This window comes from Aeromonas sp. CD (assembly GCF_033349375.1).
Taxonomy (GTDB): Bacteria; Pseudomonadota; Gammaproteobacteria; order Enterobacterales; family Aeromonadaceae; genus Aeromonas; species Aeromonas hydrophila.
Genome location: NZ_CP137631.1, coordinates 2,563,503 through 2,582,792 on the forward strand (window position 1 = coordinate 2,563,503; position 19,290 = coordinate 2,582,792).

Here is a 19,290-nt window from a genome sequence, read left to right on the forward strand (position 1 = left end):
TCTTGGCCCCCTCCCTCGCCCTTGTGCGCCAACTGGAGTATAAAAAGATCAACTTCTATGAAAACAACGGGTTTATTGCATGGCAGCGGCCGAGTTCAGACAGCTTGGGGACTATCTGGGTAGTCAAATTCTGGGACAGGGCCCCCTCATCGAGGGGCTGCTGATCGCCCTGTTATGTGAAGGACATGTGTTGATCGAGGGTGCCCCCGGTCTTGCCAAGACCCGGGCCGTCAAGGCGCTGGCCGGCGCGGTGGAGGGGCGCTTCGCCCGCATCCAGTTCACCCCCGACCTGCTGCCTGCCGATCTGACCGGCAGCGAGGTGTTTCATCCCCAGGATGCCAGCTTCGTGTTTCAGCCTGGCCCCCTCTTCAACCACCTGGTGCTGGCGGACGAAATCAACCGGGCCCCGGCCAAGGTGCAGTCCGCCCTCTTGGAGGCGATGGCCGAGCATCAGATCACCGTGGGCAAAAAGAGCTGGCGCCTTCCGCCGCTCTTTATGGTGGCCGCCACGCAAAACCCGATAGAACAGGAGGGGACCTATCCCCTGCCGGAGGCCCAGCTCGATCGCTTCTTGCTCAAGCTGCTGGTGGACTACCCGAGCCCCGCCATGGAGCTGGCCATCCTCCAGCTCAACGCCCGCGGCGACACCCTGCCGACGCCGCCGCTCACCCTGAGCCAGGTCGATCTGCTGGCGGCCCGCAGCGCGGTGCAGGCGGTGCAGATGCAGGGGCGCCTCGAGCACTATCTGGTGCAGCTGGTCTGTGCCACCCGGCCGGGCAGCGGCCTGTGTCCGGAACTCGAACCCCTGGTCGCGGTGGGCGCCAGCCCCAGGGCCAGCATAGGTCTGGCCAGAGCGGCTCGCGCCAGGGCCTGGCTGGCCGGACGGGATTTCGTGCTGCCCGAAGACATCCAGCAGCTGGCGCCGGCCGTGCTGCGCCATCGCCTCATTCCCAGTTATCAGGCGCTGGCGGACAACCTCGACAACGAGGCGCTCATCACCCTGCTGCTGGACGCGATCCCATGCCCCTGAGCCCGCTCGCTTCCTCTGTGCGGGTCCTGTTGCCATGACGAGTGCCGCCGATCCCCTCGCCCATCCCGATATCGCCCTGCCGCTTGCCAGGCTGCTGGCGATCAGGCTGTGGGCCCGGCAGGGGCCACGCTCGCGCATTCAACCGGTGGCGCAGGGGCGGCTTGGCCGTACGCCGGGGCTCACCTTTCGCGAGCTGCGCGCCTATCAGGCCGGCGACGAGGTACGCCATATCGACTGGCGGGTGACCGCCCGTCTTGGTCGCCCCTATACCCGGCTCTACAGCGAAGAGCAGGATCAGGCCCACTGGCTGCTGCTCGATCTCTCTCCGGCCATGTACTTCGGTTCTTGCCACCAGCTCAAGGCGCGCCTGGGTTGCGAGCTGGCCGCCGCCCTGCTCTGGCAAGGTGAAAAGCAGGCCAACACCCTGATCTGCCACGGTGTGGAGCCACACCTGCAACACCAGCGCGGCCCCCTGGTGCCCTTGCTGGAGGCCCTCTGCCACCACTACCGGCTGGGGTTGGCGCGCACGCCGCCCCCCCACGACCTGGCCCATACCCTGGCCCGGCTCAACCTGCCCCACGGTGCCAGATTGACTCTCATCACCGATCACAGCCCTTTCGACGAGGCACTCTGCCGCCAGTTGCAACTGCTCGGCCGGCGCCACGACCTGCATTGCTGGCAAATTCGGGATCCGCTGGAGGCAGCCCTGCCCGCCCAGGGCCGTCTGGCGGTGCGCGCCGGCCAGCAAAGCGGCTGGCTCGAGGCCGGCGAACCGGGGTTCGCCTGGCGCTATCAAGAGGCCGCCGAGCAGCTGGCCCGCCAGAGCCATCAGCAACTGCTGCCGCTGGTGCAGCGCCTCTACCGGCTCGACAACGGCCAGCCGCTGCAACGCCAGTGGCAGGAGGGGGCATGCCGTCAATTCTGAACTGGCTCGCCAGCGCCGTGCCGGGTCGCAGCGTCCCCACCTCCCCGCTGGCGGCCCAGCTGCGCGACATTCACCCCGGCCCGCCGCTGCAGCTGGCCTCTGATCCCCGCCTGCTGGGCTGGTGTTGGCTGCTGATCGCGCTGCTGGTCGGCGTCATGATCATCCTCGGCGTGCAGAGCCTGCTGCGTTATCACCGCTGGCGGCGACAGCTCGACTGGCAGGCCCTCGATCTGGTGCCCCAGCTGCAAGCCGTGTTGCGCGAGGCCGTATTGCCCCGCTGGCCCGAGGCGGCCGTACTGCAAGGAGAGCCTTGGCTCGTCTTTCTCGATTCTTTGGGGCTCGATTCTCTGGGGCTCGATGCTCTGGGGGGCAGCCGCTTTCGCGAGCTGGCCCCGCACTGGTCTGCCTGGCTCTACGGTGGTCAGAGCCCGGATGCGCAGCAGCGCCTAGCGCTGCGCCGGGCCTACCTCGCCTGGGGACGTCACTGCATCTGCCCGCCAGCCTGGTTACTGGACCTGCGCACTCGCTGGCGGCGGGCGCGAACCCGCGCCAGCGACGTGCACGCCGGGAGAGAGTCATGATCCTCGCCTGGCCCTGGTTTGCCCTGGCGCTGGTGTTGCCGCTGCTGGTGCGCTTTGGTCTGCCGCCCCGCCCCCGCGGCGCACATGATCCTGGCGTATTGACCCATGCCGGCTTTCCCCTGCTGCGCCCCCATGCCGGCCAGCCCCTGTGGCGGATGGCGCTGTGCTGGTGCGCCCTGGTGCTGGCGCTCTGCCGCCCCCAGTGGCAGGAGCCGCCTCAGGTGAGCTATCAGAGCAGCCGGGATCTCATCCTGGCGGTGGATCTTTCCGACAGCATGCGCACCCAGGACATGCTGGATGAAGGGGAGCAAAAAGACCGGCTCAGCGCGGTGCGCCAGCAGATAGACAGGCTCATCGCCGCCCGCCCCGGCGATCGCATCGCCCTCATCGTATTCGCCGATCACGCCTACCTGCTCTCGCCCCTGACCCAGGAGACCAACGCCCTGCTCGGCCTGACCCGCGAGCTCGATTTCGAGCTGGTGGGACGCACCACCGCCCTCGGCGAGGCCATCCTGCTTGCGCGCCAACACAAGGCCCCCGAACGCTCCACCGCCCTGTTGCTGGTCACCGACGGGCGCAACACCGCCGGCAGCGCTGACCCCCTGCGCGAGGCCAAGCAGGCCGCCGCCGCAGGCATTCGTATCTATACCCTGGGGGTGGGCGCCGATCCGGATACCTTTGCCGAGGCGATGACCCCCGCGCAGGCCCCGGCCCAGAGCGACCCCAGTGCCGAGCTCGACGAAGCCCTCTTGCAGCAGCTGGCCGAAGTGGGCCATGGCCGTTACTTTCGGGCACGCACCCAGGGGGATCTCGAGGCCATCAATCAGGCGCTGGATACCCTGGAGCCCGTCGCCACCGCGCAGACCCGCTATCGCCCCAATCAGGAGCTCTACCCCTGGCCGCTGGCGCTGGCCTGGCTGCTGCTGAGCTGGCCTGCCCGGTTGCGCTGGCCGCTGCGGCTGAGCCGCAAAGCCGCACTGCCTGACAATCCGTCCCGAGGCGCCCCATGATGGAGCTCACCCTGCTGCGCCCGCTCTGGTTGCTGGCCCTGCTGCCCTGGCTGTGGCAGGGATGGCGCCGTCGTCGCCAGGCCCCGCTGCTGGCCCCCGCCATGCAGGCTTATCTGCTGCCGGGGCAGCGGCGCCACTTCCCCTGGCTCTGGCTGGCCTGCCTGCCGCTGATCCTGGCCTTGAGCGGCCCGGCCCTGCGTCAGCAGAGCCAGAGCGTTCCAAGCCCGGCCCTCGACATCTGGCTGCTGGATCTCTCCCGCTCCATGCTGGCCACCGATCTGCTGCCGGACCGGGCCACCCGGGTGCGGGTGTTGCTGCAGGATCTATTGGCTGACAGAGCCCAGCAGGAAGCGGCCCATCCCATCGCCCTCATCCTGTTTGCCGGGGATGCCTACCTCGCCATGCCGCCGACCCGGGATCTCCAGGCCCTCGCCCTGCTGCTGCCCGACCTGCGCCCGGCCATCATGCCGAGGCAAGGCAGCGCACCCGAGCGTGCGGTGGCGCTGGCACTCAAGCAGATCCCCGCCGGCCAGCAGGCCCGCCTGCTGCTGATCACCGACGACCTGACCGCCCGTCAGGCCGAGCGGATCAAGGCGGTGTGGCCCTGCCAGGGCAGCCTCTTTTGCCACGCCCAGGTACAAGCGCGCCTCGACGTCTTGCTGGTCAACAGCGGCCAGGCCAGTCGCCTGCCCGCCACCATAGGCGGTGGCTTCGGCCGCGCCCTGTCAGCACCCGATATGGCTACCCTGCAGCAGTTGGCCGGCGATCTCGGCGGTCAACTGCAGTGGCTGCAACAGGGGGCGCCACGCTTTGCCCCCCTGCCCATGAGCCAGACCACAGGTGCACACCAGGCCATGGATCTCGGCCCCTGGCTGCTGCTGCCCTTGCTGCCGCTGGCGCTGCTGGCCCGTATCGGCACCCTCTGGCTGATGCTGGTGGGGGCGCTGCTGCTGACCCCCCCCTCTCTGCAAGCCAGTCCGGCGCCAACTGCGCTGCCGCCTGCTGCCCATGACAATCAGGCCTGGCAAGCCTTCTTGCAAAAGCGCTATCAGGAGGCAGCCCGCGCCTTTGCGGATCCCGTCTGGCAAGGCAATGCCTGGTATCGGGCTGGCGACTACGCCAAGGCGGCCGCCGCCTATGGCCGGGCCAGCACGGCCACTGCCCACTACAACCGGGGCAATGCCTTGGTGCAGCTCGGTCAGCTGGCGGCCGCCGAGCAGGCCTATCTGGCGGCGCTGGCGCTGGAGCCGGGCCATCAGGATGCGCGCTACAACCTGACCTTGCTGCGTGCCCAACCGCCCGAGGCAACCCCACAGGCGCAGGATCCCAAGCCCCTCGATGCCCCGGAGCAGGCCGCCACCCCGGATGCCCCTCTGCCTCCGTCACCTCCCGTCCTGCTGCTGGAGCAGCGGCTGCGCAAGGAAGATCAACGTCGGCGCCAGCAGGAGAGCGATCGCGGCCTCGCCCCTGGCACCTTGAAGGGAGAGGATCCCTGGTGAGCCGCTTCTTAGCCCCTAGCCATGCCCTGTACCTGTTGCTGCTCTGGCTGATGACGGCGCAGGTTTTTGCCGCCCCGCCCCGGGCCGAGCTGCTGCCGGGGACCGATCGCCGCGACTGGTTGCTGATCATTGAAGCGGACGGCGAGCGCCAGAGCAGTGAGCTTGCCATCCCCCCTCTGCTGCGCCAGTTTGCGGTGGGCAAGGTGACCATGAGCCGGATCAGCGCCCCGCAGCAGAGCCTGACCCGCTGGCAGATCCCCCTGCACCTGCTGGATACCAGCCCGCAGCAGGTGCCGGCCCTGCCACTGGGGGCGGAGCAGACTCCGTCCATCCCCTTTCCACCACGCAGCGAAGCCGGCAACCTGGCGCCAGCGCCTGCCATCTCCCCCATTGAACTGCAGGCCCGGGTGCTGCAACAGGGGCCGCTCTACCCCGGCCAGCCGTTTGTCTATCAGCTCAGCCTCTGGCTGCCGGCCAACATGGAGGCCCCCAACCTCACCGAGCCGGCCAGCGATGCCTTCACCATTCGCCGCCTCGGCAACGATCAGTGGCAGCCACCGGCAAGCCCCGGCCTGCCCGGCCGCCTGACCCGCAGCTGGCTGCTGCAGGCCAAAGAGGCAGGGCGCCATCCGCTGGAATCCCCCCGCTTTCAGGGGCGCCTGCCGCAAGATGACGGCGGCAGTGACCCGCTCTCGGCCCGGGCGGCCACCCTGTTCGTGCAGATCGACGAGCCCCCGCTGCAACCGGTGGCGAGCCAGCTCACCCTGGGTCAGCGGCTGGATCCGCCCACGGCGGCCAGAGCGGGTGAGCCGGTGATCCGCACCCTGACCCTCACCCTGGAGGGGGGTGATGGCAACCGCCTCAATCTGGCGCGCCTGCTCGGCTCATCCGGCCTGCCCACCGGCATCAGGGCCAGGCCGGATGGGGAGCAGCAGCAGGAGCGCTATCTCGCCAGGGGGACGCTGCGCTTCGAGCGCGAGTGGCGCCAGGCCTTGACCGTGGACGAGCCCGGTGACTACCTGCTGCCCGCCATCGAGCTGGCCTGGTTCAACACCCAGCGCGGGCGCATCGAATATGTTCGGCTGCCCGCCACGCCCCTGCACATCGCCGCAAGCACGCAGTCGCCGCCGGCGCAGGATGGGCCGAACGACGAGAGCCTGCGGTGGGTGATCTGGGCCCTGCTGCTGCGCGCCTGCTGGCGCCACGGGCCGCGCTGGCACGCCTTCTATCGCCTGCAACAGGCGCTGTGTCGGGCCGATGCCGAGCAGGCCCGGGCCCGCTTGCTGGCGTGGGCCAGCCTGCGCTGGTCACTGCCCCATCCCCGCCTCGATACCCTACCCTGTCGTCGCGATCCCGCCCTGGTGCCCCATTTTGCCGCCCTGGAGCGCGCCTGCTTCGCTACCGTATCCCCTGCTGAGAGCCACCCGCCAACCTGGGCGGACTTTGCCAGCGCCCTATGCGGCCACGAAACTTTTGCGATAGCCTATGGCCTCAGGCAACTGGCCAGGATCGGTTGATCCTGGCCTTCATTCAAATAAGGAAGCCCAGCGATGGCTTTAGGTTTTTTCAGAAAAAAAGGTGCCACGGTCGGAAAGGATCCCACGACCTCCCCGGTCTATGGAGGTATGGCAGACAAACAAACCAAATACGAAGCCTTGGTACATGCCCTGCACGGGGACATCTACCGCTACGCCTACTGGCTGTGCCGGGATCCGCAAGTGGCGGAAGATCTGGTGCAGGAGACCTTTCTGCGCGCCTGGAAGAGCATCGACTCCCTGCTCGACGACAAGGCCGCCAAGGCCTGGCTCATCACCATACTGCGGCGGGAAAATGCACGCCGGTTCGAGCGCAAACAGTTTGACCTCGTCGATCTCGACGAGCATCCCCAGAGCGATCAGGAGGCACTGCACAGCGAGCAAGAGATGGAGAACGAGTGGCTCAGACGCCACATCGCCCGCCTGCCGGCCGAATATCAGGAACCCCTGCTGCTGCAGGTGCTGGGGGGCTTTAGCGGCGACGAGATCGCGGCGCAGCTGGGGCTCAACAAGAACACCGTCATGACTCGCCTGTTTCGGGCCCGCAATCAGATAAAAGAGGCCATGGAGTCAACGACCCAACAGAGAGGACACACCAATGGATGAGCTGGAATTTCGCCGTCGGGCCATAGCCCATCCACATGAGCAGGATCCCGCGTTTCTCGCGCAGGCCCAGCGCTCCCCCGCCAATCGCAAGCATCTGGACGAGATGAAGCAGCTCGATCGCAGCCTACAGCGAGCGATGGAGGTCGAGGTGCCGGCCGGGCTGGCCGAACGCATCCTGCTCAGACAGGCGCTGGAAGCTGATCAGGAACAGGTGGTTCCCCTGCCGGTGCGCCCGCACAACAACTGGCGTGCGCTGGCGATGGCTGCCTCAGTCGCCTTCCTGCTCGGCATGAGCACTCGCTGGCTGAGCTGGCCGCTGGCCGCTCCCGACGAGCTCTCGCTGGCCCAGGTCGCCATGGCCCACGTCTATGGTGAGGAGCCCTTCATCAAGGATGTGGACGAGCAGGTGAGCTTGCACACCATCAACGCCAAGATGGAGAAATATGGCGCCACCTTGATGGGCATGCAGGGGCTGAAGATCACCTATGTCAACCACTGCTCCTTCTATCAGGGGCCGGCGCTGCACATGGTATTGCAGGGCAAGATGGGCCCGGTCACCCTGTTCCTGGTGCCCAAACACGTGCCACTCACCCTGCAGCCCAGCTTTGAAGATGGCCAGCTCAAGGGCGAGATCCTGCAACTCAAGGGGGCCAACATGGTGCTGATCGGTGGGATGGAGGAGCCGCTGGCGCCGGTGGCAGAGCAGCTGGAATCCCGGCTGCACTGGTCGATTTAACAGGCATTAACCCAATCTTGACTCGCCTCAAACCGGGTCAAGCCAACGGGCAGACCAATCAGGTTGGCTGCCCGTTTATCTCCTTTCCCGTCACGATTCTCCCCTATTCGCCGCTCATTCCCCGCAAATACCCAAAAATATTTTTGTGATGCAGATCGCCGTATGTGGGTGTTTTTTATCCAATTAATGGTAAAAGAGACTATTTAAGCGGCGAATTCAAACAAATGATTAACACTCTGGAAACTTTTATGTATTCTGCTGTCACTGGTCTGATTTCTTACCTCCTACCAGATCCATAGAATCACGCCAGAATTGAATGGGAAGAAGCTGAAATAACAACAGATCTTGTCACATACAGAGGCAAAATAGCCCTGATGCCGACGGAAAATCTGCCTACAAGAGAGAACACTATGACAACTGCCTTTTTCAAAAAGAGCCTGATCGCTGCCGCCGTCACCCTGGCCAGTACCCAAACCTTCGCCGCCGCGTTCCAATTGAACGAACACTCAGCCTCCGGCCTGGGTCGTGCGTATGCAGGGGAAGCCGCCGTGGCGGACAACGCCTCCGTGTTGTCCCGCAACCCGGCAGCCATGACCCAGTTTGACAAGATGGCGTTCTCTGTCTCCGGTACCTATATCAAGCCGGACGTGGATGTAAATGGTGACATCTATGCAGGCTCCGCCAAGATGGCCGGTGCCAGCGAAAGCGGCATTGCGCCGAGCGCCTTCGTGCCCGCCACCTACTTCATCCAGCCGCTGAACGACCAGTGGGCCTGGGGTATCGGCCTGTTCTCCAACTACGGTCTGTCGACCGAGTACACCGAGAACTTCAACGGTGGCTCCATTGCCGGTAACACCGAACTGCTCACCTTCAACATCAACCCGAACATCGCCTACCGCGTCAACCAGCACTTCAGCGTCGGCGCCGGTCTGAACCTGGTCTATGCCAAGGCTGAGCTGAACCGCCGTGCCGGCGTACTGGCCGCCGTGCCGCCGCTGAGCAGCGTGCCGGGTATCGGCAAGGACACCATCGTCAGCCACCTGAAGGGCGACGACTGGGGTTACGGCTGGAACGTGGGCACCATGTATGAAGTGAACGAGAACAACCGCTTCGCACTGACCTATCGCTCCCAGGTAGACCTGAAGTTCAAGGGTGACTACCAGGGCACCTCTTCCGGCTTCAAGACCGTCGGTGGCGAACTGCCGTTGGATCTGCCGGCCCAGGCCGAGTTCGCCGGTTACCACCGTCTGAACCAGCAGTTTGCCGTGCACTACTCCGTCAACTGGACCGACTGGAGCGCCTTCCAGGAGCTCAAAGCCACCAGCGGTCAGTGCAACAGCACCGACGGTGCCGGCGTCTGCCTCTACAAGCCGGAGAAGTTCAAGGACTCCACCCGTTACTCTCTGGGTGGTACCTGGTACGTCAACCCCTCTTGGGAAGCCCGTATCGGCTTTGCCTACGACAACACCCCGATCGAGCCGGAATACCGCAGCCTGAGCATCCCGGATTCCGACCGCGTATGGTATAGCGCTGGCGCCACCTACCACATCGACAAGGACATGAGCGTCGACTTCGGCATGGCCTATCTGGACGGCAAGAAAGTGGACGTCAACGAGAAGCTGGTCGAAAGCAACGAAGCCCTGCGCTGGAAAGGCACCTCCCACGGCAACGCCTTCCTCGCTTCCGCTCAGTTCAACATGAAGTTCTGATAATCAGCGAATTGACCAGAGCGCCTGCGGGCGCTCTTTTTTATTCCAAATTCATGTTTCAGCGTACATCTGTAGTAAACAACTGTACGCTTTTCTTTTTTTATCAAGCTATTAGCAGCACATCCCCCAGCATTTAATCCCGTTTTCATCCCCTCGCCCCCACGCCCGTTGCCTTACTGGTCATACCATATAAAATCCTGCCTCCAACCATAAGAACGTTCGAACTTCAGGTTCATTTTCAAGGACAATGCAATGCACTCCATCATGAAGCCGTCTCTCATCGCCCTGCTGGTGCTGTCGAGCCAGGCCCAGGCGGCAGGTTTTCAGCTGGCCGAGCAATCCGCAACCGGCATGGGCCGCGCCTTCGCCGGCGAAGCCGCCATCGCCGACAATGCCAGCGTACTCTCCCGCAACGCCGCCGCCATGACCCGTTTCGATACCATGGCCTTCTCCGGTGGCTTCATCTATGTGCGCCCCGACGTCAACATCGAGGGCACCACCCGGGTACCGACCCCCAAGGGGCCGGTCAGCCTGGATGCGGCGGCCCACGACATCGCCGATGATGCCTGGGTGCCCAACGCCTACCTCATAGTACCGCTCAACGACCAGTGGCGCCTGGGGCTGGCTGCCACCTCCTATTACGGGCTCGGCGTCAAGATGCCGGACAACTACAATGCCGGTCACTTCGGCAATGTCTCCGACATCAAGACCGTGGATCTGGGTGCGTCGCTGGCCTACCGCGTCAACCGCGTCTGGTCCGTCGGTGCCGGCCTCTCCGCCATTCAGGGCGAAGGGGAAGTGGGTGGCACCTTCCCGTCCAACAACCAGATCGCCAAGCACCTGAAAGGGGATGGCTGGGCCATGGGCTGGAACCTGGGCACCCTGCTGGAGCTGTCGGAAGCGACCCGCGTCGGTCTCTCCTACCGCCACGACGTCACCCTGAAGCTCTCCGGCGACGCCATCGGCATCGATCAGAACGGGCAACCCTTCACCGATACCGGCAGCCTGGATCTGCCGCTGCCCGCCACCGCCGAGCTGGCCCTGTTCCATCAGCTGACGCCGGCACTGGCGCTGCATTCGAGCATCAACTGGACCAACTGGAGCAAGTTCGTGCAGCTCGAGTCCGAGCTCGATCACCACGGTGTCATGCACATCAAGGACGAGCACTGGGAAGACAGCTGGCGCTATGCGCTGGGTCTGACCTATCAGCTGGCTCCCCAATGGCAGCTGCGTTCAGGCCTTGCCTACGACCGCAGCCCGGTCCCGGCGGATCGCCGCACCATCTCCATCCCCGACTCGGATCGGGTCTGGTACAGCGCCGGCGTGGGTTATCAGATCGATCGCAACCTCTCGCTGGATCTGGGGGTGACACTGATCGACGGCAAGAAGGTGGACGTGAGCGAGACCATGCAGCTCAAACCCGGCATCCCGCAGACCACCTCCACCTTCCAGGGCACCTCGGAAGGGGACGCCTGGCTGGCTGGTCTGCAGCTCAATTACCTGTTCTGATGCGAGCGGGCTCTCCCGCCCGCTCATTCAAACACTATGCCAGTTATTGACCGTTTCTGGTCCCCAAGCGCTGGCATAGTGGAGTGCTTCACAATAAAATCAATCCAGTACACACGCTGGAGAGATGCATGTATTCCTACGTAGCAAGGCAGCCCATCCTGGATCGGGAGTTGAAGACCCACGCCTATGAGCTGCTGTTTCGCGACAGTCTGGATAACGTGTTCCCCTCCATCTCCTCCCAGCAGGCCACCGCCAGGCTGGTGGTCGAACAGTTCCTGCAACAGAACATCGATCAGCTGCTCGGCGGTCGCCCCTGCTTCATCAACTTTCCCCACTCCCTGCTGCTCGATGGTCTGGCCGAGTGCCTGCCGCCGGAGAAGGCGGTGATCGAGATCCTGGAAGATGCCGATCCCGACGATGCGCTGCTGGCCAAGGTGAAGCAGTTGCACGGGCTGGGCTATCAGCTCGCCCTCGACGACTTCACCCTGTCGCCGGACTGGGAGCGCTTCCTCCCCTACATCCACATCATCAAGTTCGATCTGCGCGCCACGTCGCTGCTGCAGATCAAGGTGTTCATCCAGCAGCATCAGCAGCTCAAGCTCACCTATCTGGCGGAGAAGGTGGAAGACAAGGCGGAATTTGAACGGGTCAAGCGCCTCGGCATCGATCTGTTCCAGGGCTTCTTCTTCAGTCGACCCGAGATGGTCAAGCAGGCGACCATGGAGCCGGCCCAGGTGGTAGTGATGCAACTGCTCAACGTGGTCAACCAGCCCGAACCCGACCTCAACCGCATCGAGCAACTGCTGAGTCAGGACATCTCCCTGTCCCTCAAGTTGCTGCGTTACGTCAATCACCTCAAAAGCCACGCCAATCCCATCTCCTCCTTTCGCCAGGCGGCGGTCTATCTCGGCCACACCCAACTCAAACGCTTCGTAACCCTGGTCGCCGCCACCAGCGCCGGCCACGGCAAGAGTGCCGAGCTCTATCAGATGTCGATGATCCGGGCCCGCTTCTGCGAGCTGCTGGCCCACACCCATGCACCGACCCAGGAAGCCCAGCAGGCCTTCATCACCGGCCTCTTCTCCCTGCTCGATGTGTTGATGGAACAGCCGATGGACAAGCTGCTCGGCACCATTCCGCTGATCGAGGAGATCCGGGTCGCCCTGCTGGAACGCAAGGGCAACCTGGGGTTCTATCTGTCGTTTTGCGAGGATTACGAGAGTGCGAACTGGCAGCGGATCACGGCCAGAACGGCCCGGCTCGGGCTCAATGAAGAGAAGGTCAGTCAGCTCTATCTGACCGCCACCGCCTGGGTCAACCAGCAACTCCAGGCGATGGCGGAAACAGATTAACCCAGCTCGATGGCGACCGCCGTCGCCTCCCCGCCCCCGATGCACAGACTGGCCACCCCGCGTTTGAGACCGCGTTCGCGCAAGGCATGGATCAGGGTCACCAGGATCCTGGCACCACTCGCCCCCAGCGGATGACCGAGCGCGCAGGCGCCGCCATTCACGTTGACCTTGTCATGGGGCAGCTGGCAACCGGCCATCGCCAGCAGGCTGACCATGGCAAACGCCTCGTTGACCTCGAACAAGTCCACCTCCTCCACCCGCCAACCCACCTTGGCCAGCAGGCCCTTGATGGCCCCGATCGGCGCGCTGGTAAACTCGACGGGCAGGGCCGCATGGCTCTGATAACCCACCAGTCGCGCCAGCACCGGCAGCCCCAGCTGCGCGGCAGTGTCGGAGCGCATCAGGATCAGCGCCGCCGCGCCATCCGAGATGGAGCTGGCATTGGCCGCCGTGATGGTGCCCGTCTTGCTGAAGGCCGGCTTGAGCTGGGGGATCTTCTCGGGCCTGGCCTTGGCAGGCTGCTCATCCTCGGCCAGCAGCAGGGTATCTGCGGCCCTCACCGGCGCCAGCTCCGCCGCAAAGGCCCCGCTGCGCTGGGCCGCCAGCGCCCGCTCCAGCGATGCGATGGCAAAGGCATCCATGTCGGCACGGGTCAACCCGGCGCGATCGGCGCTCAGCTGGGCATAATGCCCCATCAGCTGGCCTTCGTAGGCATCCTGCAGTCCGTCGAGGAACATGTGATCGAGCACGCTCTGGTGCCCCATCCGAAAACCGCTGCGCGCCTTGTCGAGCAGATAGGGGGCACGGCTCATGCTCTCCATCCCGCCGGCGATCACCACGTTCGTGTCGCCGAGCCGCAACCCATCGGCCGCCAGCATCACCGCCTTCATGCCGGAGCCGCACACCTTGTTGACCGTGGTGCAGGGGATGCTGTCCGGCAGACCCGCCTTCAATACCGCCTGACGGGCGGGTGCCTGGCCGACCCCGGCACTCAGCACGTTGCCCAGATAGGCTTCATCGATCTGCTCTCCCCTGAGCCCCGCTTCTGCCATGGCCGCAGCAATGGCACAGGCGCCCAGTTCGGGTGCCGTCAGGTTGGCCAGGGCTCCCTGGAAGGCCCCCATGGGGGTACGTTTGGCCGCAACAATCACGATATCCATCAATTGCACTCTCCTTGTTACATTGAAATAACATATGCTGCCACCGCTGCGGGAACAAGACTTGCGGGGCAGTTGACGTTTGGGTAAGGTGCCAGCCAGGATTGACAGTCAAGATAGCGCCATGAACCGAACCAAGGATGACACGCGGACCTACAGCATCAGCGAACTGGCCCGTGAATTTGATGTTACGACCCGAAGTATTCGTTTTTATGAAGATCAGGGACTTTTGAATCCTGCCCGCCAGGGACAGACCCGGATCTACAGTCGGCAGGACCGAGTGCGACTCAAGCTGACCCTGCGCGGCAAGCGACTGGGCTTCAGCCTGGCGGATATCCGCGATCTGTTCGATCTCTACGATGCGGACAAGAGCAGCCGTACCCAGCTGCAGACCATGCTGGGGCTGGTGGCCGACAAACGGGAGACCCTGCAGCAGCAGCTGGAAGACATCAAGATGGTGCTGCTGGAGCTGGACGCCGCCGAGCAGCGCTGCCAGCAGGCGCTCGCTCAGCTCGGCTGACGGTCACAGCAACAAGCATAAAGAAAGGGGCCCGCGGGCCCCTTGTTCATTGCAGCTGGATTATTTGTTCCAGCGGTCCGGATCGTAATCCGGGCTGTAGCGGTCGACGATGACGGCGCAGGCCGCATCGCCGGTGATGTTGAGGGCGGTACGGATCATGTCGAACAGGCGATCCAGCGCAAACAACAGCGGCAGCCCTTCGATGGGGATCCCGGCTGCCAGCAGCACGGCGACCACCAGGAAGCTCGGGCCCGGCACGCCGGCCTGGCCGATGGCCCCCAGGGTGGCGGTCACTATGATGGCGGCCCAGGCACCCATGGAGAGATCGATCTGGTAGACCTGGGCGAAGAAGATGGCGACCAGGCCGTAATAGATGGCGTTGCCGCTCATGTTGATGGTGGCGCCCAACGGCAGCACGAAGGAGGCCGTGGCATTGGTCACCTTCAACTCCTCCTCGCAGGTCTCCATGTTGACCGGCAGGGTCGCCATGGAAGAGGCGGTGGAGAAGGCGACGATCTGCGGCTTCTTCATGGCAGACAGATACTTGCGTACCGGCGTGTTGGAGAACAGCACGATCAGCAGCGGATAGACCACAAAGGCGAAGATCAGGATGGCGGCCAGATAGACCACGAACAGCTTGAGCACCAGGGTCAGCACGTCGAAACCGTAGGTGCCGATGGCATCGGCCATCAGGCCGAACACGCCGAGCGGCGCGATCAGCATCACCTTGTTGATCATCCAGACGAAGGCATCCACCAGGGTGTTGAGGCCGTCCACCAGGGGTTTGGCCCGCTCGCGGGGTTGCTTGGCCAGGGCGATGCCGAGGAACATGCAGAACACCAGGATCTGCAGTATGTTGGCTTCGTTGAGCGACTGGAAGACGTTGGTCGGGATCATCCCGAGCAGGGTGGCGACCGCATCGGGCAGCGCGCCCTTGTCGGCATAGTCACCGGAGAACATGGAGGCCATGGAGCCGAACTCGACCCCGACACCGGGTTTGAAGATCTGCCCCATCACCAGGGCCAGCAGTACCGCCAGCGCCGAAGTACCGAGGAAGAAGGCCAGCGTGGTGACGCCAATCTTGCCCGCCGCCGGGCTGGCGCCGAGGTTGGCCGCCCCCGACAGGATGGCCACCGCCACCAGCGGGATCACCAGCATCTTGATCAGCTGGATGAAGAGAGTACCGAGCGGTGCAAACACGGTGGCTTGTTCACCCATGAACGCCCCCACCAGTGCCCCCAGCACCATGGCGACCACTACCTGGAAGCCAACGTTCTTAATGAGTCCTTTTGTTAACACAGAATGTTCCTTTAAGTAGCAAATATTCGCACTTTCCCAGTGCAATCAACCAAACAGGGGATGAGCAGCTGTCCATTCCCCTGAGCGCGCGCTTTATCTCATATTTATTCGCTGTTTTAAATCGTCAAATCGTTAACGGGAGTTATTGATAAGTTTGCAACAAAGTAAAGATTCAAAAGGCTCACGGCAATTTTTCCCGCTTTATTCATGACAACTGGCAAAAGATTGTGCTATTTTGGCTGGGCAAACGTGCATACAGGGATGAAAACATGCTGAAAGTTAACGAGTATTTTGATGGAAATGTAAAATCCATCGGTTTCGAGCAAAAAGGCGACAAAGCCACTGTGGGTGTGATGGAAGCCGGTGACTACCAGTTCAATACCGCCGCCCCCGAGAGGATGACGGTGGTCAAGGGTGCGCTCACCATCCAGCTGGCCGATGAAGACGAATGGCACACCTATGAGCAGGGTCAATCCTTCGACGTGGCCGGCCACTCCTCCTTCAAGCTGGAAGTGAAAACCCCCACCGCCTATCTGTGCGAGTTTCTCGATTAAACCGCCGGCAACCCTTGCCTGAACACGCACAAAGGAGCAGCCCCCGGGCCGCTCCTTCTTTTTTGACGCAAAGCGCCCTCCTCTTTGCCACCCATCCTTGCTTTCATTTGCGTGCCGCCATCACACCCCTCGGTTTTCCCGCTTTCCATCGACTACAAAAAATTTACAATATTTAGACGAAACCCATAATCGGAGTGGTGTCATGATCAGTGTCTTCGACCTGTTTTCCATCGGGATCGGTCCCTCTTCTTCTCATACCGTGGGGCCGATGCGCGCCTCCTACGCCTTTGTTAACGCGCTCAAGCAGCAGGGTGTGCTGCCCAGCACCGAACGGGTAGAAGTGGAGTGCTACGGCTCGCTCGGCCAGACCGGCAAGGGCCATGGCACCGGCAAGGCCATCATCCTGGGACTGGCCGGTTTCGAACCCGAGTCGGTGGACATCGAAGCCATCCCCGCCTTTTTGACCGAAGTGGAGCGCAGCCAGTCGCTGCTGCTGGCGGGTGAACAGCCGAGCCAGTTTGCCCGCAGCGGCGCCATCATCTTCAACCGGCGCAAGACCCTGCCCGCCCACTCCAACGGCATGACCCTGCGCGCCTTCGCCGGGGAACAGCTGCTGTTTAGCCAGACCTACTACTCCATCGGCGGCGGTTTCATCATCGAGGAGAGCCACTTCGCCAACGCCAAGGAGGAGGCCGCCCGCTTCGATGCGGCCCACCCCATCCCCTACCCGTTCGAGAGCGGCGCCCAGTTGCTGGCCCACTGCCAGGAGAGCGGCCTCTCCATCTCCGGCGTGATGCTGGCCAACGAGAAGGTGTTTCGCACCGAAGCCGAGATCAAGGCCGGCCTGCGCAAGATCTGGCAGGCCATGCAGGGCTGCGTCGAGCGCGGTTGCCGCAGCGAGGGGGTGCTGCCCGGCGGCCTCAAGGTGAAACGGCGGGCCCCGGCGCTCTATCGTCAGCTCAGCTGCGAGACCAATTTCAACAAGGATCCGCTGATGGTGATGGAGTGGGTGGATCTGTTCGCGCTGGCCGTCAACGAGGAGAACGCCGCCGGCGGCCGGGTGGTGACCGCCCCCACCAACGGCGCAGCCGGCATCATCCCCGCCGTGCTGCACTACTACGATCGCTTCGTGCGCAAGGTGGATGATGAGCTGCTGCTGAGCTACTTCCTCGCCGCCGCCGCCATCGGCATCCTTTACAAGAAGAACGCATCGCTCTCCGGCGCCGAGGTGGGCTGCCAGGGCGAGGTGGGCGTCGCCTGCTCCATGGCGGCGGGGGCGCTGACCGAGATCCTGGGCGGCAGCCCGGCGATTGTCGAAAACGCCGCCGAAATAGGCATGGAGCACAACCTTGGGCTCACCTGCGATCCGGTAGGTGGTCAGGTGCAGGTGCCCTGCATCGAGCGCAACGCCATGGGGGCGGTCAAGGCGATCAACGCCGCGCGCCTGGCCCTGCGCGGTACCGGCGAGCACAAGGTGTCGCTGGACAAGGTGATCAAGACCATGTGGGAAACCGGCAACGACATGAAGACCAAATACAAGGAAACCGCCCGCGGTGGCCTGGCGGTTAACATTACCGAGTGTTAAAAATCGGTAACTTGCTCCATTTGGTTCCTAAATACCCGGCATTGTCGGGTATTTTTATGGGCAAACGCTTAACAAAATGGATAAGCATCAAAATAAATTTTATACTCGCCCGCTCTGATTCAACAAAAATAGATCTATTTCAACTTTTTTTGGGCTTTGAGCCGTTACACTGTGGTTATCTGGTTCATTGACCTCGGCGACGACGCCCTCGTCCCATGGATCACCCCGTTTCTGCGAGTGGGCATGGCGCCCCCTTCTATCCTGAGGTAATTGTTACATGATCAGCGTTTTTGATATCTTCAAAATCGGTGTTGGCCCCTCCTCTTCCCACACTGTCGGCCCGATGAAAGCAGCCAAACAGTTCGTGGATGAACTGCGTGCAGGCGGCAAGATCCGTGACATCACCCGGATCCAGGTCGATGTCTACGGCTCACTCTCCTGGACCGGCAAAGGTCACCACACCGATACCGCTATCATCATGGGTCTGGCGGGCAACCTGCCGGAAAATGTCGACATCGACGGCATCCCCGAGTTCATCTCCCGCGTCGAGCAGACCGGTCGTCTGCCCATCGGCCTGCACTGCCATACCGTCAGCTTCCCGCGCGACGCCATGGTATTCCATGACGAAGCCCTGCCGCTGCATGAAAACGGCATGAAGCTGACCGCCTTCATCGAAGATACTGCCGTCTACAGCAAGACCTACTACTCCATCGGCGGTGGCTTCATCGTTGACGAAGAGAACTTCGGCAAGGCCGACAGCGGCGACATGTCCGTCAGCTACCCGTTCAAGAGCGCGGCCGAGCTCATCGCCCACTGCAGCCAGACCGGCCTCTCCATCTCCGCCCTGATGATGGAGAACGAGAAGTGCTTCAATACCCCGGAAGAGATCTACAAGAAACTTGGCAAGATCTGGACCACCATGCGTGAAGGTATCGAGCGTGGCTGCCGCACCGAGGGCGTTCTCGCCGGCCCGCTGCGCGTACCGCGCCGCGCCGCGCCGCTCTATCGTCAGCTGACCACCAACGAGAACCTCTCCAACGATCCGATGAACATCGTGGACTGGGTCAACATGTTCGCCCTGGCGGTGAGTGAAGAGAACGCGGCCGGTGGCCGTGTGGTGACCGCGCCGACCAACGGTGCCGCCGGCATCATCCCGGCCGTGCTGGCCTACTACGACAAGTTCATCCAGCCGGTTGGCCGCGACGACTACACCCGCTTCTATCTGGCCGCAGCCGCCGTCGGCATGCTCTACAAGATGAACGCTTCCATCTCCGGCGCCGAAGTGGGCTGTCAGGGTGAAGTAGGCGTCTCCTGCTCCATGGCCGCCGCCGGTCTGACCGAGTTGATGGGCGGCAGCCCGGAGCACGTCTGTGAAGCCGCCGAGATCGGCATGGAACACAACCTGGGTCTGACCTGTGACCCGGTCGCCGGTCAGGTGCAGGTACCCTGCATCGAGCGCAACGCCATCGCCGCCATGAAGGCGGTCAACGCCTCCCGCATGGCGCTGCGTCGCACCTCCAAGCCGCGCGTCTCGCTGGACAAGGTCATCGAGACCATGTACATCACCGGCAAGGACATGGACTCCAAGTACCGTGAAACCTCCCGCGGTGGCCTGGCCATCAAGGTGATGCAAGTCGCCTGCGAATAAGTCGGCGTGGCAACAATAAAAACGGCGGGAATTCC

At 63.3% G+C, this 19,290-nt stretch carries 17 protein-coding genes; 15 read left to right on the plus strand and 2 right to left on the minus strand.

The annotated features are described in order from the left end of the window. Positions 1-79 precede the first annotated feature (79 nt). The 11 genes from R2E40_RS11910 to R2E40_RS11960 all read left to right on the plus strand — a co-directional run bounded on the left by R2E40_RS11910 (position 80) and on the right by R2E40_RS11960 (position 12,492). Positions 80-1,030, plus strand: coding sequence for an AAA family ATPase (locus R2E40_RS11910; RefSeq protein WP_318163434.1), 951 nt, complete (start codon positions 80-82; stop codon positions 1,028-1,030). Positions 1,031-1,064: 34 nt separating this feature from the next. Then, on the plus strand, positions 1,065-1,955 hold the full coding sequence (locus R2E40_RS11915; protein WP_318163435.1) for a DUF58 domain-containing protein: 891 nt from the start codon (positions 1,065-1,067) through the stop codon (positions 1,953-1,955). Then, positions 1,940-2,536, plus strand: a complete 597-nt coding sequence (locus R2E40_RS11920) for a DUF4381 domain-containing protein (RefSeq protein WP_318163436.1) — start codon at positions 1,940-1,942, stop codon at positions 2,534-2,536. Before R2E40_RS11915 ends, R2E40_RS11920 begins: the two co-directional genes overlap by 16 nt. Continuing rightward, positions 2,533-3,546 (plus strand): VWA domain-containing protein, encoded by a 1,014-nt coding sequence (locus R2E40_RS11925; RefSeq protein ID WP_318163437.1) that lies wholly within the window; start codon positions 2,533-2,535, stop codon positions 3,544-3,546. The genes R2E40_RS11920 and R2E40_RS11925 overlap by 4 nt, the downstream gene beginning before the upstream one ends. After that, complete coding sequence (locus R2E40_RS11930) at positions 3,546-5,045, plus strand: tetratricopeptide repeat protein (RefSeq protein ID WP_318165552.1); 1,500 nt, start codon at positions 3,546-3,548, stop codon at positions 5,043-5,045. The genes R2E40_RS11925 and R2E40_RS11930 overlap by 1 nt, the downstream gene beginning before the upstream one ends. Then, positions 5,042-6,562 carry a hypothetical protein gene (locus tag R2E40_RS11935; RefSeq protein ID WP_318163438.1) on the plus strand — a complete coding sequence of 507 codons (1,521 nt, stop codon included), beginning with the start codon at positions 5,042-5,044 and terminating at the stop codon, positions 6,560-6,562. The genes R2E40_RS11930 and R2E40_RS11935 overlap by 4 nt, the downstream gene beginning before the upstream one ends. Positions 6,563-6,595: 33 nt before the next feature. After that, positions 6,596-7,186, plus strand: coding sequence for a sigma-70 family RNA polymerase sigma factor (locus tag R2E40_RS11940; protein WP_017408325.1), 591 nt, complete (start codon positions 6,596-6,598; stop codon positions 7,184-7,186). Then, complete coding sequence (locus R2E40_RS11945; RefSeq protein WP_318163439.1) at positions 7,179-7,922, plus strand: DUF3379 domain-containing protein; 744 nt, start codon at positions 7,179-7,181, stop codon at positions 7,920-7,922. The genes R2E40_RS11940 and R2E40_RS11945 overlap by 8 nt, the downstream gene beginning before the upstream one ends. A gap of 410 nt (positions 7,923-8,332) precedes the next feature. Then, positions 8,333-9,631 carry an outer membrane protein transport protein gene (locus R2E40_RS11950; protein ID WP_024945328.1) on the plus strand — a complete coding sequence of 433 codons (1,299 nt, stop codon included), beginning with the start codon at positions 8,333-8,335 and terminating at the stop codon, positions 9,629-9,631. A gap of 252 nt (positions 9,632-9,883) precedes the next feature. Further along, positions 9,884-11,140 carry an OmpP1/FadL family transporter gene (locus R2E40_RS11955; protein ID WP_318163440.1) on the plus strand — a complete coding sequence of 419 codons (1,257 nt, stop codon included), beginning with the start codon at positions 9,884-9,886 and terminating at the stop codon, positions 11,138-11,140. Between the two features lie 128 nt (positions 11,141-11,268). Continuing rightward, complete coding sequence (locus tag R2E40_RS11960) at positions 11,269-12,492, plus strand: EAL and HDOD domain-containing protein (RefSeq protein WP_318163441.1); 1,224 nt, start codon at positions 11,269-11,271, stop codon at positions 12,490-12,492. Here the strand turns inward: R2E40_RS11960 and R2E40_RS11965 are convergent. Next, on the minus strand, positions 12,489-13,652 hold the full coding sequence (locus R2E40_RS11965; protein WP_318163442.1) for an acetyl-CoA C-acyltransferase: 1,164 nt from the start codon (positions 13,650-13,652) through the stop codon (positions 12,489-12,491). The genes R2E40_RS11960 and R2E40_RS11965 overlap by 4 nt on opposite strands. Before the next feature lie 121 nt (positions 13,653-13,773). Here R2E40_RS11965 and R2E40_RS11970 point away from each other — a divergent pair, with 121 nt between their 5' ends. After that, entirely contained in the window at positions 13,774-14,169 is a 396-nt protein-coding gene (locus R2E40_RS11970) for a MerR family transcriptional regulator (protein ID WP_016350830.1), read from the plus strand. Between the two features lie 60 nt (positions 14,170-14,229). On the opposite strand, the gene R2E40_RS11975 is transcribed toward R2E40_RS11970, so the two are convergent. After that, complete coding sequence (locus tag R2E40_RS11975) at positions 14,230-15,468, minus strand: dicarboxylate/amino acid:cation symporter (RefSeq protein WP_011705999.1); 1,239 nt, start codon at positions 15,466-15,468, stop codon at positions 14,230-14,232. A gap of 269 nt (positions 15,469-15,737) precedes the next feature. Between R2E40_RS11975 and R2E40_RS11980 the strand changes: the two genes are divergently transcribed. From R2E40_RS11980 to R2E40_RS11990, 3 genes are all read left to right on the plus strand, one after another. After that, positions 15,738-16,022: a pyrimidine/purine nucleoside phosphorylase gene (locus tag R2E40_RS11980; protein ID WP_026080125.1), complete on the plus strand. Its 285-nt coding sequence runs from the start codon at positions 15,738-15,740 to the stop codon at positions 16,020-16,022. A 202-nt stretch (positions 16,023-16,224) separates the two neighbouring features. Next, positions 16,225-17,607 (plus strand): L-serine ammonia-lyase, encoded by a 1,383-nt coding sequence (locus R2E40_RS11985; RefSeq protein WP_011705997.1) that lies wholly within the window; start codon positions 16,225-16,227, stop codon positions 17,605-17,607. 277 nt (positions 17,608-17,884) lie between these two features. Continuing rightward, positions 17,885-19,255 (plus strand): L-serine ammonia-lyase, encoded by a 1,371-nt coding sequence (locus R2E40_RS11990; RefSeq protein ID WP_024945324.1) that lies wholly within the window; start codon positions 17,885-17,887, stop codon positions 19,253-19,255. Positions 19,256-19,290 lie beyond the last annotated feature (35 nt).

Excerpts from the sequence above, each read along its gene's own strand:
- R2E40_RS11910 (WP_318163434.1), top strand. The coding sequence starts at position 80 with ATGGCAGCGGCCGAGTTCAGACAGCTTGGGGACTATCTGGGTAGTCAA.
- R2E40_RS11915 (WP_318163435.1), top strand. The coding sequence starts at position 1,065 with ATGACGAGTGCCGCCGATCCCCTCGCCCATCCCGATATCGCCCTGCCG.
- R2E40_RS11920 (WP_318163436.1), top strand. The coding sequence starts at position 1,940 with ATGCCGTCAATTCTGAACTGGCTCGCCAGCGCCGTGCCGGGTCGCAGC.
- R2E40_RS11925 (WP_318163437.1), top strand. The coding sequence starts at position 2,533 with ATGATCCTCGCCTGGCCCTGGTTTGCCCTGGCGCTGGTGTTGCCGCTG.
- R2E40_RS11930 (WP_318165552.1), top strand. The coding sequence starts at position 3,546 with ATGGAGCTCACCCTGCTGCGCCCGCTCTGGTTGCTGGCCCTGCTGCCC.
- R2E40_RS11940 (WP_017408325.1), top strand. The coding sequence starts at position 6,596 with ATGGCTTTAGGTTTTTTCAGAAAAAAAGGTGCCACGGTCGGAAAGGAT.
- R2E40_RS11945 (WP_318163439.1), top strand. The coding sequence starts at position 7,179 with ATGGATGAGCTGGAATTTCGCCGTCGGGCCATAGCCCATCCACATGAG.
- R2E40_RS11950 (WP_024945328.1), top strand. The coding sequence starts at position 8,333 with ATGACAACTGCCTTTTTCAAAAAGAGCCTGATCGCTGCCGCCGTCACC.
- R2E40_RS11955 (WP_318163440.1), top strand. The coding sequence starts at position 9,884 with ATGCACTCCATCATGAAGCCGTCTCTCATCGCCCTGCTGGTGCTGTCG.
- R2E40_RS11960 (WP_318163441.1), top strand. The coding sequence starts at position 11,269 with ATGTATTCCTACGTAGCAAGGCAGCCCATCCTGGATCGGGAGTTGAAG.
- R2E40_RS11965 (WP_318163442.1), bottom strand. The coding sequence starts at position 13,652 with ATGGATATCGTGATTGTTGCGGCCAAACGTACCCCCATGGGGGCCTTC.
- R2E40_RS11970 (WP_016350830.1), top strand. The coding sequence starts at position 13,774 with ATGAACCGAACCAAGGATGACACGCGGACCTACAGCATCAGCGAACTG.
- R2E40_RS11980 (WP_026080125.1), top strand. The coding sequence starts at position 15,738 with ATGCTGAAAGTTAACGAGTATTTTGATGGAAATGTAAAATCCATCGGT.
- R2E40_RS11985 (WP_011705997.1), top strand. The coding sequence starts at position 16,225 with ATGATCAGTGTCTTCGACCTGTTTTCCATCGGGATCGGTCCCTCTTCT.
- R2E40_RS11990 (WP_024945324.1), top strand. The coding sequence starts at position 17,885 with ATGATCAGCGTTTTTGATATCTTCAAAATCGGTGTTGGCCCCTCCTCT.